This window comes from Salinicola sp. CPA57, from assembly GCF_003206035.1.
In the GTDB taxonomy this organism is placed as follows: domain Bacteria; phylum Pseudomonadota; class Gammaproteobacteria; order Pseudomonadales; family Halomonadaceae; genus Salinicola; species Salinicola socius.
Genome location: NZ_PZJR01000017.1, coordinates 1 through 14320, shown reverse-complemented (window position 1 = coordinate 14320; position 14320 = coordinate 1). Strand labels below are relative to the sequence as shown.

Sequence of the window (14320 nt, the reverse complement as noted above, 5' to 3'; positions counted from 1 at the left end):
ACGGCGACACCTTCCTCAGACGGAGGGCGACTCGACGGCCACCCGCGGCCGGCTCGCCAGGCTCACCCCGATCAGCGTCACCGCCGCCAGCGGCATCGCCACCAGCACGCTGTTCCAGCCCATCGGCTTGCCCAGCGCGATCTCCCACACCAGCGTCACCACGCCGCCGACGATCATTGCCGACAGCGCCCCGGCCGGCGTGGCGCGCGGCCATAGCAGCGCCGCCAGGAACACCGGCGTGATCGCGGCGCCGTACATGCCGTAGGAGTACATCTGCATCGCCAGCACGCTGGGGAAGAAGGCGCCCAGCACCCAGGCCAGAATACCCAACCCGACGACGGTCAGCCGGTTGACCAGCAGCGCCTTTCGCGCCGGGATATCGAGCTTCAATAGGCCACCGAGGATGTCCTGGGTCAGACTGGCCGAGGCGGAGAGCAGATAGCTGTTCCCCGTCGTCAGCAGCAGCGCCACGAGCGACGCCAGCAACAGGCCGCCGACCACCGTGGGCAACCCTTCCCGGGCCAGCGTCATCATCGCCGTGGATGGCGTGATATCCGGGAACATCACGCGTGTGGCGCAGACCAGCAGTACGATCAGCGAGGTACACGCGATCGACGCGATGACCAGGCCCATGGCGGCTTTCTTGGCCGTGGCCGGGTCACGCGCGGCGGCAAAGCGCTGGAACAGATTCTGGTCGCCCAGAATCAGCAGGAACAGCGGCAGGAAGTAGCCCAGCGCCTGCCACGGCGACAGCCCGCCCAACAGGGTGTGGTGCGTGGCCGGCAGCGCGTCCATCATCTCACCGAGACCGCCCAGCCGGGTCAGCACTATCGGCGCCGCGATCAGCATGCTGCCGAAGATGATCACCGCACTCAGGTAGTCGGTGTACGCCACCGAGACCAGGCCGCCCATGGTCGCCAGGCCAATCATGATCGCCGCCGCGATCAGCACGCCCTGCCACACCGGCAGGCCGAACGCCAGGTTGAGCGCCTGCCCCGCCCCGGTGAACTGATACGAAACGATGCCGACGTAGGCCAGCAGGATGATCAGCGAGGCAATCGAGCGCGCCGTGGGGCCGAAACGTTCCTCGATCAATCCGGGAATCGTGGTTGCCCGCGAGCGGCGCATCTTCTGCGCCAGCAGGAAGTAGACCACCAGCGCGGCGATCGGCGTCCCGGCGAAGAAGAAGATTGCCGCCCCCGGCCCGTGCTGGAACACGAAGCTGGCACCGCCGACGATCGAGCCCGACCCTACGAAAGTGGCCAGCAGCGTCGCGGTCAGTACCAGCGTGGAGAGCGAACGCCCGGCCACGATGAAGTCGGTGTCGTCGTGGACCTTGCGTCGCGAGAAATAAAGCCCGATGACGACCATCAATACGATATACGCGATGACGAAGAATGCCTGCATGATCGCAGTCTCCTGTTTTGATTGTTATGGGTTGTGATCTTTGTGGGGTGTGGTTGATTCCGGATCGGGCTGGATCAGTGGCCAAGGCGATCCTTGATCGCGCGGCCGCCCTGCATGATCAGCGACAGATGCTTGCCCTGGCCGGTCAGCAGGCTCATGTCTTCCAGCGGATTGCCGTCGATCACGATCAGGTCCGCCCACGCCCCCGGCGCGATGCAGCCGATCTCGCCTTCCATGCGCAGCAGCTTGGCCGCGGTGGAAGTGGCACTGCGAATCACCTCGTGCGGCGGCAGCACCTGAGAGCGGATCACGAACTCTTCCGACTGGTGCGGATGCATCTCGCCGAGCAGATCGGTGCCGTAGGCCATGGGCAGCCCCGCTTCGTGCATGGTGATCAGGCTCTCGAGCCCGGCCAGGCGGACGTCGTCGATCTTGGCGACCGACTCGGGCTTGAGCCCGTAGTCGGCGCCTTCGATCTTGAGGCGTTCGTAGGTGACCAGCGTAGGGCAGGCCATGGCACCGCGTTCGGCGGCCAGCCTGGCCGTGTCCGCCTCGATCAGATTGCAGTGTTCGAGGGAACGCACCCCGGCCTCGACGGCGCGGCGAATCGCTTCATCGGTGTAAAGATGGGCGCTGACGTAGGTCTGGGCGTTGCTGGCCTCTTCGACGATGGTCCTGAGTTCGTCCACCGAGAAGCTCAAAAACTCGATCGGATCGCTGGGCGATGAGACACCACCGTTGGCCATCACCTTGATGAACTGCGCACCGGACTTGATCTCCTGACGCACGGCACGGCGCACCGATTCGACGCCATCACAGATACGCCCCATCGAACCGAGACGCCGGGTCTGGTACTGGTCGTCGCGCTCGTCATAGAAGCCGCGATAGTCGTTGTGCCCGCCGGTCTGAGAGAGTGCCTTGCCGCAGATCACCAAGCGTGGCCCGACGAAGTGGCCTTCCGCCACCGCCTGCTGGATGCCGCGATCGGCGCCGCCGACATCGCGGACCGTGGTGAAGCCGCGCATCAGCATGCCCTTCAGGATCGGGGTTGCGCGGGCAGCGATCAAGGAATCCGGCAGCAGCGCATTGGCCCCGAGATCGGCGGTGGTCGCAATGACGTGAACGTGACAGTCGATCAGGCCCGGCATCAGCGTGCGCCCTTCGAGATCGATCACGCGGGCATCACCAGGCGCCTCGATCGGCGTGTCGGAGACCTGGACGATACGGCCGTTCTCGACGAGAACGTGTACTCCGGCACGCGGCTCGGGGGACGAACCATCGACCAGATTGGCGTTACGGAACAGAACGGCTGGCGACGGGAGTGCGGAGGAAAGTTCGGTCATGGATTGGGCTCTCGGGAGGCATTATTGTGCTTGGGAGGTACTGTCGTGATAGTCATCCAAATACGACTTGAGCCTAACCAGCGCTTCGAGCCCCTGAAAAGCGTTAAAAATGCATGCCAGCATGCGGCCAGCGCATCGATCCTGCGTCGGGCGATCAACCTTCCTGCGGCGCCATCTCCAGCAGCCAGCGCTTGAAACAGCGCGTGGCGACATTCTCCCGACGTTCGTCCGGCGTGATCAGAAAATAACCGCCCCCGTGACTCGCCCAGTGATCAGTCGCGCGGACCAGCCGCCCCCTGTCGATCTGACTGTCGATGACGTGTTGCCAACCCAGCACGATGCCTTCGCCAAGTACCGCCATTTCGACCAGTGGCGGGTAGTGATTGATGGCGATGGCGTTGTTCAGGCTCACCGTCGGCAAATGGTGATAGCGAAACCAGTCACGCCAGGAAATCCACAGACTCTGGGCATCCTCGAGCACCAGCAGCGTCTCCTCACTCAACTGCTCCGGCGTCAACCCCGAGTCCGGCCCCACGCCATGACGCTCCCGGCAGGCGTCGAGATAACCGGGCGCACAGACCGGAAAGACTTTCTCCGGGATCAGATAAGTGGTCTCAAATCCCGGCAGAGATGCCTGCTTCAAGTAGTAAAGCCCGATATCGAACTCGAAGGACGACAGCGACGTCACTCCATCGCGCACGATCAGACGCAGCTTGATATTGGGATATTGACGCCGAAACCGACCCAACCGGGGTGCCATCCAGAACTGCGCCACGCCGGCGGTGCAAGCCACCGTCAGCTCGCTCTCGCCGGTACTTTTCATCACCTCGGCGGTGGCATTGACGCAGTCGTCCAGGATCGAGCGCACCTGCAGCGCATAGGTTTCCCCCGCGCGCGTCAGCGCCAGCTGGCGCTGCTCGCGGATGAAAAGCTTGCGTCCCAGGAACTGCTCCAGGTGAACGATCTGCCGACTCACCGCGCTCTGGGAAACGTTCAGCTCGACGGCGGCCCGGGTAAAGCTCATGTGCCGCACAGCCGCCTCGAAGGCGATCAGGGCGTTGAGCGGCGGCAGCGGTGACATGCGCATGAAAAGCTCCACGGAGACAACGGAGAGGAGCAGGATACGTCATCGCGCCGTCGAGAACGCTAGCCGCGATCGCGAATGAAATCGATGAAGGCGCGCAGCGGCGCGGGCACCAGCCGGCGATCCGAATAGTAGAGATAAGGCCCGGTGAAACCTTGCCACCAGGGTTCGAGCACCGGTACCAGCCCGCCACTGGCGAGATACGGTTCCAGCCACTGCTCGAAGAGCATGATCAGGCCGACGCCTTGCAGCGCCGCTTCGACACCGAGGTCCACGCCACCACCGATGCTGACCGTCAACGGCCCGGCGGGCTCGATGCGAATCGACTCCTCCCCGCGCTCGAACTCCCACGGCGGCAGATTGCCGTTGGTGAAGCGGCCACGAATGCAGGCGTGCTGCAGCAGGTCGCGGGGATGTTCGGGCGTGCCACAGCGCGCCAGATAGTCGGGCGAGGCGGCCAGCGCGAAACGTTGCTCTCGTGGGCCGATGGGCACGGCGATCATGTCCTGCTCGAGCAGTTCATCGTAGCGAATGCCGGCATCGAAGCCTGCCGCCAGCGTATCCGTCGCCGCGCTGTCGGCGGTGATCTCCACGCGGATCTCCGGATAGGCCTTGAGGAAGTCGGGCAGGATCGATGGCAGAATCAACCGCGCCGCGCTGACCGGCACGTTGAGACGCAACGTGCCGGCCGGGCGATCCCGGAACCCGTTGACCGCGTCCAGCGCGCTTTCCACTTCCTCGATCGCCGGTGCCAGCCGCGAGACCAGCGCGGCGCCGGCCTCGGTCAGCGTCACCGCCCGGGTGGTGCGATGGAACAGTCGAATAGCGAGGGCGGTCTCGGCGCGGCGCACCGCATCGCTCAAGCGCGACGGGCTGGTGGCGGTGAGCCGTGCCGCTTCCCGAAACCCCTTGGCCTTGGCAACGGCCAGCACCGCTTGGAGATCACCGAGATCGGCGCTCATTGTGCATTTCTCCGTACGACCTGTATCGATTGGCTGGAATAGTCGCACAGCACCGAGAGGTCTACGATAAAACCGTCCGACATCCGCTATTCGACACAGGAGTGAATGCATGCCCCTCATCGACAAAGCCGGTACTTATACCCTCGGCGATCGTCAGGTCAAACGACTGGGCTATGGAGCGATGCAGCTCGCCGGCCCCGGCGTATTCGGTCCGCCCAAGGATCCGGCGCGCGCCGTGCAGGTGCTGAAGGACGCGATTGCTGCCGGCATCGATCATATCGACACCTCGGATTTCTACGGCCCCCACATCACCAATCAGTTGATCCGGCAGGCGCTGCATCCTTATCCGAGCGATCTCTGCCTCGTCACCAAGGTCAGCGCCCGGCGCGATGAAACCGGTGGCTGGTTGCCCGCCCTATCGCCTGCCGAACTCACACAGGCGGTGGAAGACAATCTGCGCAACCTGGGCCTGGAGCAGATGGAGGTAGTGAACCTGCGCAGCATGCTGGACGTACACGGGCCGGCCGAAGGCTCGCTGGAGGCGCCGCTGACGACCCTCGCCGAACTCCGCGAGCGCGGCCTGATCAAGCACATCGGGCTGAGCAACGTCACTGCCAGGCAGGTCGCCGATGGACAGAAGATCGTGCCCATCGTCTGCGTGCAGAACCAGTACAACCTGGCCAATCGGGCCGATGATTTGCTGATCGATCAGCTCGCCGCGGACGGTATTCCCTACGTGCCGTTCTTCCCGCTGGGCGGATTCACGCCCCTGCAGTCGGACACGCTCTCCGACGTGGCGAAGACGCTCGAGGCCACGCCGATGCAGGTGGCGCTGGCCTGGCTGCTCAAGCGCTCGCCCAACATTCTGCTGATCCCCGGCACCTCATCGCCCGGGCATCTGCAGCAGAATATCCAGGCGGCCGCGCTGGAGATCCCCGCGGCGCAGATGGCGTTGCTGGATCGTATCGGCGGTCAGTAGAGTGATCGACGCGGGCGCGCTCGGAAGCGTCGCGGCGGTCTCATGTCGTGTCCTAATCCCGTGTCGTCAAACGCTCCCAGAACGCTTCGGCGAAAGCCGGCAGTGTCGCCTTGGCGCGGGTCACGTGAATCTCGACGGGGATGTCCCAGGCCGGTCCAAGCGCCCGGACCAGTTGCTCCTCGCGCCATTCCGAATCCGCCAGGATGAGCGGCAGCCAGGCCATGCCCTTGTTCTCCAGCGCCATCGACATCAATACCGCCGCCAGGTGGCTCGAGAACAGCGGCGCTCGTGGGGCGAATTCAGCATTGCTGCGCAGCCGGTGGGAAACGATGCGCCCCAATCCCGACGCATCGGTGTAGGCCAGATACGGAACGGCGGGATCGTCCGCCGGCAGGAATTCGGGATCGAGGCCCGCCGCTGCGTCCTTGCCCTCGCCGAGTTTTCTGCTCAATTCCGCACCGATCAGCGGTACCAGGGTGTCCTTGGCGATCCTTCGACTCTCGAACCGGCCCGGATCGAGCCGCGTGGGCACCGCCGGGTGACGGTGACTGAGCAGGAAATGCACCCGCCCCTGCGTCAGCCTCTGCTCGCATTCCGCCATGCTCTCGGTATGGAGCTGCAGCGCCTCGATCGGCGCCCCCTTCTCGACCTGACGGATCCAGCGCGGAAAGAACGTGAACGACAGCGAATGTGTCGCCGCGAACTGCAGCGTTCGGGCGGCCTTGCCCGCCACCTCCCGAACCTCTTCACGCAACCGATGCAGACGGGTGGCGGACTCGAGAGCGCCGCCCTGCATCGCCCGCCCCGCCTCGGTCAGCGACGTCCCCTGTGGCGTACGCACGAACAGGGTGACGCCCATCCACGCCTCCAGCGCCCGTATCCGTCGGCTAAAGGCCGGCTGGGTGATATGGCGCGCCTCCGCGGCACGCACGAAGCTGCCGTGCTCCGCCAGCGCAATGAAATCTTCGAGCCAGACCAGTTCCATGGGTCGATTCCTGTGACCGGATGCCAATAGCAATGCCGTTTCGGCATAACTAACCTCGTTAATAGCATTGGTTGGCGAGCCGAGGCCAGGGCTATCGTGGCTTTCACCATCCCCTGTCGAGTATTCCGCCATGCGTATTGTGGACATCCGTGAACAGACCGCATCGATCGCCTCCCCCATCGCCAATGCCTATATCGATTTCTCCAAGATGACCTGTTCGGTCGTTGCGGTCGTCACCGACGTGATCCGCGACGGCAAGCCGGTCATCGGTTACGGCTTCAACTCCAACGGCCGCTACGGCCAGGGTGCGCTGATGCGCGATCGCTTTCTGGCGCGAGTGCTGGAGGCCGATCCCGAGACGCTGATCGATCACGATCGCGACAACCTGGACCCGTTCGCCATCTGGAAGACCTTGATGACCAACGAGAAGCCGGGCGGCCACGGCGAGCGCTCGGTGGCGGTCGGCACGATCGACATGGCGGTCTGGGACGCCGTGGCCAAGATCGAAGGCAAGCCGCTCTATCGGCTGCTGGCGGAGCGCTACCGTGATGGGCAGGCCGATGACAAGGTGTGGGTCTACGCCGCCGGCGGTTACTACTACCCCGGCAAGGACCACTCGAAGCTGCAGGAGGAGATGCGGGGCTATCTCGATCGCGGCTACAGCGTGGTCAAGATGAAGATCGGTGCCGCCCCGTTGGACGAGGACCTGCGCCGGATCGACGCGGTGCTGAAGGTCGTGGGAGACGGCAGCCGCCTGGCGGTCGACGCCAACGGGCGCTTCGACCAGGCGACGGCCATCGCCTACGCCGAGGCGCTCAAGCCTTACAACCTGTTCTGGTACGAAGAGGCCGGCGATCCGCTCGATTACGCCTTGCAGGCGGAACTGGCGAACCACTACGAGTTGCCCATGGCGACCGGCGAAAACCTGTTCTCGCATCAGGATGCCCGCAACCTGCTGCGCTACGCCGGCATGCGCCCGGATCGCGACTATCTGCAGTTCGACTGCGCGCTCTCCTACGGGCTGGTGGAGTATCTGCGTACGCTCGATGTCATGGCCGAGATGGGCTGGTCCAGCCGCCGCGTGGTACCCCACGGCGGCCACCAGATGTCGCTCAATATCGCCGCCGGCCTGCACCTGGGCGGCAACGAATCCTACCCGGACGTGTTCCAGCCATTCGGCGGTTTCGCCGACGGCATCCAGGTGGAAGATGGCTACGTTGCCCTGCCCGAGGTTCCGGGCGTCGGCTTCGAAGCGAAGTCGGCGCTCTACAAGGTCATGCGCGAACTCGGCGGCGAGTGAAGGTTGTGCGCATCGACGTCAAAAGATATGTTATAAAATAACATTAATGATATCAATGAGCACTCATGAACCTCACCGTACCGCCGCTACCGGATGTCGCCGCTGGGCGCGAACCGGAACCGTCCAGGGCATCGTCTTGCCGCGCCCTGCAACACGTCGGCATGCAGGGCATCGCCACCCGCCTGCAATGGGAGGATGGCACTCGGCTGCCCGCCACCGCCGACGTCAGTGTCGATCTCGCCGCCGGCCAGCGCGGCATTCACATGTCTCGGCTCTATCGGCTGCTGGACCGACTCGACGAGTCGCCGCTGACACCGGCCGGATTGACGACGCTGGGTAACGCCTTGCTGGATAGCCAGCAAGGCATCAGCCAGGTCCTGATGCTGGCGCTGCACTTCGAGCTGCCATTGCGACGCCCGGCCCTGCTCAGCGACGCGAGCGGATGGCGTCACTATCCGTGCAGGCTGGAATTGAAAGGCAGCCGAGAAGCGCTTGAGACCATACTGACGCTATCAATCGACTACGCCTCCACCTGCCCCTGCTCGACCGCGCTGGCGCGCCACGCCATGGCCCGGGACTGGCGCCATTGGGTGGAAGAACAGAGGCATGCCGACATCGATGCCGGGACCGTCGCCGACTGGATCGAGCACCAGGGCGCTTTCCCCACGCCGCACAGTCAGCGCAGCCGGGCCGCTCTCTCGCTCACGCTAAGTCCCCGGGCGGCATTCGCCGCTGCCGATCGTATCGATACTTTCGAGCGCTTGCTGCAGACACCGGTTCAGACACTGGTAAAACGGATCGACGAGCAGGCCTTTGCAGAGCGCAATGGCGCCAACCTGATGTTCTGCGAGGATGCCGCCCGACGTCTGGCCGAGGGCTGCGATGCCCAACCCGACGTCACGGGCTATCGCATCGAGATCGTCCATGCCGAAAGCCTGCATGCCCATGATGCGATTGCCGTGGTGGAACGCGATTTCGAGCCATGGCGCCCTGCAGCGGAGAGGGCCGGATCCCTCGCGAAATACGAACCGCCCCGCTAGGCTGATCGAGCCATCAGAGACTTCGTCAGCGGGTCGCCACCCGTTCCACCACCTTTCGTATCCACTCCAGGAGCCGGAAATGTCCAACGATGCCCCCGTGGTCATGATCAGCGGTGCCAACCGCGGCATCGGCGCCGCCATCGCCGAGACGCTTCACGCTGCTGGCTGGCGCGTCAGCCTCGGCTGCCGAAGCGAGCCCGTCGAACGCCCGGAGCGCAATGACTGGCTGGTCTGCCACTACGATGCGCTGGACTCACAAAGCGCCCGGAGCTGGGTCGAGGAGACCGTGCGCGTATTCGGCGGCATCGATGCGCTGGTCAACAACGCCGGCATTCTCAGCCGCGCCTCGGTGCTGGACGCGGAAGGCGACGAATTCGATCGGGTCATGGCGGTCAACGCCAAGGCGCCGATGCTGCTGACGCAGCAGGCCTGGCCGCACCTGGTCGAGGCCGACCAGGGCAAGGTGGTGTCGATCGTGTCGCTGTCGGGAAAGCGGGTGCGCTCGCCGGGGTCGGGGCTCTACGCCATGAGCAAGTTCGCGGCGCAGGCGTTCATTCACGGGCTGCGCCACTGCAGCGCTGAGACCCGCGTGCGCGCCACCGCGATCTGCCCGGGCTTCGTCGCCACCGACATGGCCGCTGGCGCCAATGTCGACGCCGAGGAGGTCACACAGCCCAATGACGTGGCACGTATCGTTCGCCTGCTGCTGGAACTGCCGCCGTCGGCCAGCGTTGCCGAAGTCCCGGTCAACTGGCGGATCGAGGATACGGTCTGAGCGCAGCCGCCCGGCCCCTGCCGCGATTCTTCGATTTCGGTCCGGGCGGCTCGACCATAAAATAAATGCATGTCGTCGATAAGAGAAAGCCTCTACCGGCAGGCGATGCCGCGTTTCATGCTGTGGGCACCCATCCCCTGGCTCAGCGAAACGAGGTTCGAAGACATGTCAGCACAGAACGGTTTCGACATCATCGATCACCCGCCGGCGCTCCGGCTGCGAGGCGACGGTGAAACCCACGAACTCAGCCCGCTCTGGCTGAGAGAGCGCACCCAGGCTCCCGATCAGCTGGAACCCATGACGCAACAGCGTCTGTTCGATTCCCATGCGATTGACGTCGACCTGGCCATTACCTCGCTGACGGCGAAGGGAGAGGACCAGGTGGAAGTTGTCTTCAGCGACGGACACCAGGAAGTCTTCGATCTCGACATGCTGCGGGAAGCGGCCCTGGACGAGAGCCCGTTCCCTGAAGCGACGCCGTGGGACTCGACGCTGGATCAAACGCTGGTGCGTCACGACTGGGAAGCGGTGATCGAAGACGATGCCGCTTTTCGCCGTTCGCTGGATGCCTACCTGCGCTACGGTTACCTCATCCTTCGCAACGTGCCGACCGACCCCGAGCGCATTCTCGAGGTGGGCGCCAAGTACGGCTACGTGAAGGAGACCAATTTCGGCCGCTACTTCGAGGTCTACTCGCGTCCCAGCGGCAACGATCTGGCCTATCGCAGCGTGGCGTTGGGGCCGCATACCGATAATCCCTACCGCAATCCGGTACCCGGGATCCAGCTGCTGCACTGCCTGGTCAATGAAACCAGCGGCGGGTTGTCCACGCTCGTCGACAGCCTGAGGGGGCTGGAACAGTTGAAGCGCGAGATGCCGGAGGGCTATGAACTGCTCAAGCAGACGCCGGTACGCTTTCGGTTCGTCGATGCCGGTACGGAACTCGTGACTCATCGCAGCATGATTCAGACCGATGCCGAAGGCCGGCCAACCGGCGTTCACTACAGCCCACGCCTGGATAAATTGCCGCTGCTGAACGATGCGAGTACACGTCTTTTCCATCTTGCCAGGCAGCGCCTGGGGGCGCTTTTCACGGACCCAAGCTACGAGATCCGCTTTGCGCTGGCTGCCGGGGAACTGATGCTGTTCGACAACAGCCGCGTGCTGCACGGCAGGACCAGCTACGACACCAATGAAGGCTTCCGCCATCTGCAGGGCTGTTACCTCGATATCGACGGGCCGCGCGAACGTTATGCCAGCGTGGCGAAACTGCGCCAGACCGAAGAGGAGATCGCCTGAATGCAACAAGTCTCGTTTCGTCAGATGAAGGACGGCACTCGCGAAGAGTACGTTTTTCTCGAGAAACTCGAAGCGCAATTCAATGAAGGACTGGTCGACCGACTGCTCGCCGCGCTACGCAATCTGGACAACACGCTGAGCGGATACCAGGTTTCTCGTCTGACACACTCGCTACAGTCCGCCGCGAGAGCGCAGGCCGACGGCGCCGACGACGATCTCATCGTTGGCGCCCTGCTCCATGATCTGGGCGATGAACTGGCGCCCTACAATCACTCGCAGCTCGCCGCGTCCATCATCCGTCCCTACGTGCGCGGTGAGGTGACCTGGATCATTCACCACCACGGCCTGTTCCAGCAGGTCTACTACGCCCATTTCTACGGCGAAGACCCGAACGAACGGGACCGCTTCATCGATCATCCCTGGTATCAGAGCTGCGTCGACTTCTGCGAGCGCTATGACCAGGCATCCTTCGATCCGGATTATCCGACGCCGCCGCTCGAACACTTCGAGCCGCTTCTACGCCGGGTGTTTGCAAGACGCCCCTTCGACCCTGACGTGATCGGCGAAGAGCAGCCCCTGGCTCTAATGACAGGCGCCTGATGACCGGCGCCTGACGGCGGCGGCCCCTTCGGTTTCGGCGCAGGATTCACTCCGTGGTGTTCTGAAGTGCGTTAATCAGCCAGGCCTTTACCGGCTGCGTCACGGCATTGGCGGAGTACTTGAGCTCCATCCAGTAGCCGTGATCCTCCCGCGTCACGGCCGGCCCGAGGACAACAAGCTGCCCTCGGGCGAGATGCTTCTCGACCACGAACTCCCATCCGAGCGCCACGCCGCTGCCCTCCAGCGCCGCATTCAGGACCAGCGGATAGTTGCGATAGGCAAAGAAGTCTTCATCCATCGGCATCTCGATCCCCACAGCCCGGGCCCACTGCGCCCAGTCGAGCCAGCGCGGGTCCCTGGCGTCCTGATGCAGAAGCGCCAATCGGGCAAGGTCGTCGATGGACTGAATCCGCTCGACACCGCAGCGCGCAGCGTAGGCGGGCGAGCAGACGGGAAAGACCTTCTCGCCGGCTACCCGTACCGCGTCGTCGTTGACCGGCCTGCGGCCGAACCGGATGGCGATATCCGCCGACTGCATCTCGGCATCGTCGTCGCGGTCGATCGGCAGAACGCTGAAGCGAAACTCGGGAAAGGCCGCTTTCAATGCCGGCATCCGGGGCAGCAGACACAGATGGGTGAAGCCGGCTCCGGCGGCGATGGAGACCGACGGTCGCACCTTCTGGCCCGCACGTCGGGCATGGCGACAGGCGTCATCGATGATTTGCAGGCCCTGCGCGACCGACTTGTAGAAGTCGTCACCCTGTCGGGTTGGCATCAGACGCCCGCCCCGCCGATCGAACAGCGATACGCCAAGCGAGTCTTCGAGCGCGCGGATACGCTGCGAGACGACCGGCTGCGAGAGCCCCATCTCCTCCGCGGCCGCCGTCATCGAACCGAGGCGGACCGTCGATTCGAAGACGCTCAGTGCCGGCAGCGAAGGCCACTTCTTCTTCATGTCCCGTCCATCCTCCTGCTCCAGCTCCAGCTCGCATTCGCCAGGCCCCGCCGGAACCGGCGCAAGGCGATGACCGCGCCCGATGGATAGCACGGCATCGCGATCCGGTACAGCGGTTGCTCCACCTTGGACTTCCTCCGCCGGAAGCCGTCAGACGTCGAACAGCCCTTTCAACGTGTGGGGCTGGCTACGCAGGTACTGCTTCGGAGCGTGGACGCTGGCACCCAGCTTGGCGGCGGCGTGCCACGGCCAGCGCGGATCAAAGAGCATGCCGCGTGCCAGCGCGACGGCATCCGCTTCACCGCTGAACACGATGCCTTCGGCCTGCTCCGGCTCGGTGATCAGACCGACGGCGATGACCGGCATGGCGACCTCCTGCTTGATGCGCCGCGCGAACGGCACCTGATAGCTGGGACCGACATCGAGCGCCTGGCGCGGATCTAGACCGCCACCGGAGCAATCGATGAAGCTGCAGCCGCGGGCGTCCAGCGCCTTGGCCAATTCCACGCTCTGCGCCAGATCCCAGCCGCCCTCGACCCAGTCACTGCCGGAGATACGAATACCCACCGGCTTCTGCTGCGGGAAGACCTCGCGGACGGCGTCGAAGATTTCCAGCACGATCCGCATACGGTTTTCGAGGCTGCCACCGTACTGGTCATCGCGCTGGTTGGAGAGCGGCGACAGAAATTCATGCAGCAGATAACCATGGGCCGCATGGAGCTCGATCAGATCGAAACCCAGCCGATCGGCACGCTTGGCCGAGGTCACGAAGCCGTCCTTGAGCGCTTCGATATCGTCGAGGCTCATCGCTTTCGGCGGACGCTGATCGTCCTGATACGCGACCTCGGAAGGCGCCACGGTCTGCCAGCCGCCCTGCTCGAGCGACAGCTGCGCGCCACCTTCCCACGGCGCCTGACAGGAGGCCTTGCGCCCGGCGTGCCCGAGCTGGATACCGACCGGCATCGGCGAGTGGCCACGCACGGACTCGAGCATGCGCGCCATCGCCTGCTCGTTATCGTCCGAATAGAGGCCCACGTCGCCTGGGGTGATGCGCCCTTCCGGGGCGACAGAGGAGGCTTCGACGATCAGCAGTCCGGCACCGGAGAGCGCCAGGTTGCCGAGATGGATCGTATGCCAGTCGGTCATGTTGCCGTGCACGTCGGCGGAATACTGGCACATCGGTGAAATGACGATGCGGTTGGCCAGTTCGAGCTCGGCGAGCTTGAGCGGCGCAAACAGCTTGGGAGATGCCATGGACAATGTTTCCTGAAATGAATGATGGCAAAAATGTAGCTGGCTAATTATTGCATTGCAATTGCAGAACATGACTCTCGAATGAATGGAGGAGCAAGCTCGCGCGGCAATGGGCAATTCAAGATGGCGACAAGAGAGCGATGACAGTGACGACGTCGTCAAAAAGTCTTAAGTCATCTATGGCGATTCTCCTACAAACATCCGGTAGATACCGCGTTATCCTACCGAATGGCGTCATGTAGGGTCATCGCTAGCCGATTGCCCGGCCACACGAAAACCTGAGTCCCGTCATCAGGAAGAGAACATGCTCAACGACCTTCTCGACACCTTCGATATC

At 63.9% G+C, this 14320-nt stretch carries 13 protein-coding genes; 6 read left to right on the top strand and 7 right to left on the bottom strand.

Annotation, left to right across the window (positions count from 1 at the left end; all coding sequences use genetic code 11):
• Positions 1–15: 15 nt before the first annotated feature.
• The 4 genes from DOM36_RS17670 to DOM36_RS17655 form a co-directional block, all read right to left on the bottom strand.
• Positions 16–1407, bottom strand: a complete 1392-nt coding sequence (locus tag DOM36_RS17670) for a sodium:solute symporter family protein (protein WP_110643882.1) — start codon at positions 1405–1407, stop codon at positions 16–18.
• Positions 1408–1481: 74 nt separating this feature from the next.
• Entirely contained in the window at positions 1482–2750 is a 1269-nt protein-coding gene (locus DOM36_RS17665) for an amidohydrolase family protein (RefSeq protein ID WP_110643881.1), read from the bottom strand.
• Between the two features lie 154 nt (positions 2751–2904).
• Positions 2905–3837: a LysR substrate-binding domain-containing protein gene (locus DOM36_RS17660; protein ID WP_110643880.1), complete on the bottom strand. Its 933-nt coding sequence runs from the start codon at positions 3835–3837 to the stop codon at positions 2905–2907.
• Positions 3838–3896: 59 nt separating this feature from the next.
• A complete protein-coding gene (locus tag DOM36_RS17655; RefSeq protein ID WP_110643879.1) occupies positions 3897–4796 on the bottom strand; it encodes a LysR family transcriptional regulator in 900 nt (299 codons plus the stop codon).
• A gap of 109 nt (positions 4797–4905) precedes the next feature.
• Between DOM36_RS17655 and DOM36_RS17650 the strand changes: the two genes are divergently transcribed.
• Positions 4906–5775, top strand: a complete 870-nt coding sequence (locus DOM36_RS17650) for an aldo/keto reductase family oxidoreductase (RefSeq protein WP_110643878.1) — start codon at positions 4906–4908, stop codon at positions 5773–5775.
• A gap of 52 nt (positions 5776–5827) precedes the next feature.
• Here DOM36_RS17650 and DOM36_RS17645 read toward each other — a convergent pair whose 3' ends face one another.
• A complete protein-coding gene (locus DOM36_RS17645) occupies positions 5828–6760 on the bottom strand; it encodes a LysR family transcriptional regulator (RefSeq protein ID WP_110643877.1) in 933 nt (310 codons plus the stop codon).
• Positions 6761–6890: 130 nt separating this feature from the next.
• Here DOM36_RS17645 and DOM36_RS17640 point away from each other — a divergent pair, with 130 nt between their 5' ends.
• From DOM36_RS17640 to DOM36_RS17620, 5 genes are all read left to right on the top strand, one after another.
• Entirely contained in the window at positions 6891–8060 is a 1170-nt protein-coding gene (locus DOM36_RS17640) for a mandelate racemase/muconate lactonizing enzyme family protein (RefSeq protein WP_110643876.1), read from the top strand.
• Between the two features lie 65 nt (positions 8061–8125).
• On the top strand, positions 8126–9100 hold the full coding sequence (folE2, locus tag DOM36_RS17635; protein ID WP_110643875.1) for a GTP cyclohydrolase FolE2: 975 nt from the start codon (positions 8126–8128) through the stop codon (positions 9098–9100).
• A 79-nt stretch (positions 9101–9179) separates the two neighbouring features.
• Positions 9180–9875 (top strand): SDR family NAD(P)-dependent oxidoreductase, encoded by a 696-nt coding sequence (locus tag DOM36_RS17630; protein WP_110643874.1) that lies wholly within the window; start codon positions 9180–9182, stop codon positions 9873–9875.
• A gap of 165 nt (positions 9876–10040) precedes the next feature.
• Complete coding sequence (locus tag DOM36_RS17625) at positions 10041–11174, top strand: TauD/TfdA family dioxygenase (RefSeq protein WP_075569876.1); 1134 nt, start codon at positions 10041–10043, stop codon at positions 11172–11174.
• Positions 11175–11774 carry an HD domain-containing protein gene (locus tag DOM36_RS17620; RefSeq protein ID WP_075569866.1) on the top strand — a complete coding sequence of 200 codons (600 nt, stop codon included), beginning with the start codon at positions 11175–11177 and terminating at the stop codon, positions 11772–11774.
• A gap of 46 nt (positions 11775–11820) precedes the next feature.
• Here DOM36_RS17620 and DOM36_RS17615 read toward each other — a convergent pair whose 3' ends face one another.
• Both DOM36_RS17615 and DOM36_RS17610 read right to left on the bottom strand, forming a co-directional pair.
• Positions 11821–12729 carry a LysR family transcriptional regulator gene (locus tag DOM36_RS17615; RefSeq protein ID WP_157958675.1) on the bottom strand — a complete coding sequence of 303 codons (909 nt, stop codon included), beginning with the start codon at positions 12727–12729 and terminating at the stop codon, positions 11821–11823.
• Positions 12730–12879: 150 nt separating this feature from the next.
• A complete protein-coding gene (locus DOM36_RS17610) occupies positions 12880–13983 on the bottom strand; it encodes an NADH:flavin oxidoreductase/NADH oxidase (RefSeq protein WP_110643871.1) in 1104 nt (367 codons plus the stop codon).
• Positions 13984–14320: the final 337 nt, after the last annotated feature.

Bases quoted from the DNA above. Each gene is read 5' to 3' on its own strand.
- DOM36_RS17640 (WP_110643876.1), top strand. From the start codon at position 6,891: ATGCGTATTGTGGACATCCGTGAACAGACCGCATCGATCGCCTCCCCC.
- DOM36_RS17620 (WP_075569866.1), top strand. From the start codon at position 11,175: ATGCAACAAGTCTCGTTTCGTCAGATGAAGGACGGCACTCGCGAAGAG.
- DOM36_RS17660 (WP_110643880.1), bottom strand. From the start codon at position 3,837: ATGCGCATGTCACCGCTGCCGCCGCTCAACGCCCTGATCGCCTTCGAG.
- DOM36_RS17625 (WP_075569876.1), top strand. From the start codon at position 10,041: ATGTCAGCACAGAACGGTTTCGACATCATCGATCACCCGCCGGCGCTC.
- DOM36_RS17665 (WP_110643881.1), bottom strand. From the start codon at position 2,750: ATGACCGAACTTTCCTCCGCACTCCCGTCGCCAGCCGTTCTGTTCCGT.
- DOM36_RS17615 (WP_157958675.1), bottom strand. From the start codon at position 12,729: ATGAAGAAGAAGTGGCCTTCGCTGCCGGCACTGAGCGTCTTCGAATCG.
- folE2 (WP_110643875.1), top strand. From the start codon at position 8,126: ATGAACCTCACCGTACCGCCGCTACCGGATGTCGCCGCTGGGCGCGAA.
- DOM36_RS17630 (WP_110643874.1), top strand. From the start codon at position 9,180: ATGTCCAACGATGCCCCCGTGGTCATGATCAGCGGTGCCAACCGCGGC.
- DOM36_RS17655 (WP_110643879.1), bottom strand. From the start codon at position 4,796: ATGAGCGCCGATCTCGGTGATCTCCAAGCGGTGCTGGCCGTTGCCAAG.
- DOM36_RS17645 (WP_110643877.1), bottom strand. From the start codon at position 6,760: ATGGAACTGGTCTGGCTCGAAGATTTCATTGCGCTGGCGGAGCACGGC.
- DOM36_RS17670 (WP_110643882.1), bottom strand. From the start codon at position 1,407: ATGCAGGCATTCTTCGTCATCGCGTATATCGTATTGATGGTCGTCATC.
- DOM36_RS17610 (WP_110643871.1), bottom strand. From the start codon at position 13,983: ATGGCATCTCCCAAGCTGTTTGCGCCGCTCAAGCTCGCCGAGCTCGAA.
- DOM36_RS17650 (WP_110643878.1), top strand. From the start codon at position 4,906: ATGCCCCTCATCGACAAAGCCGGTACTTATACCCTCGGCGATCGTCAG.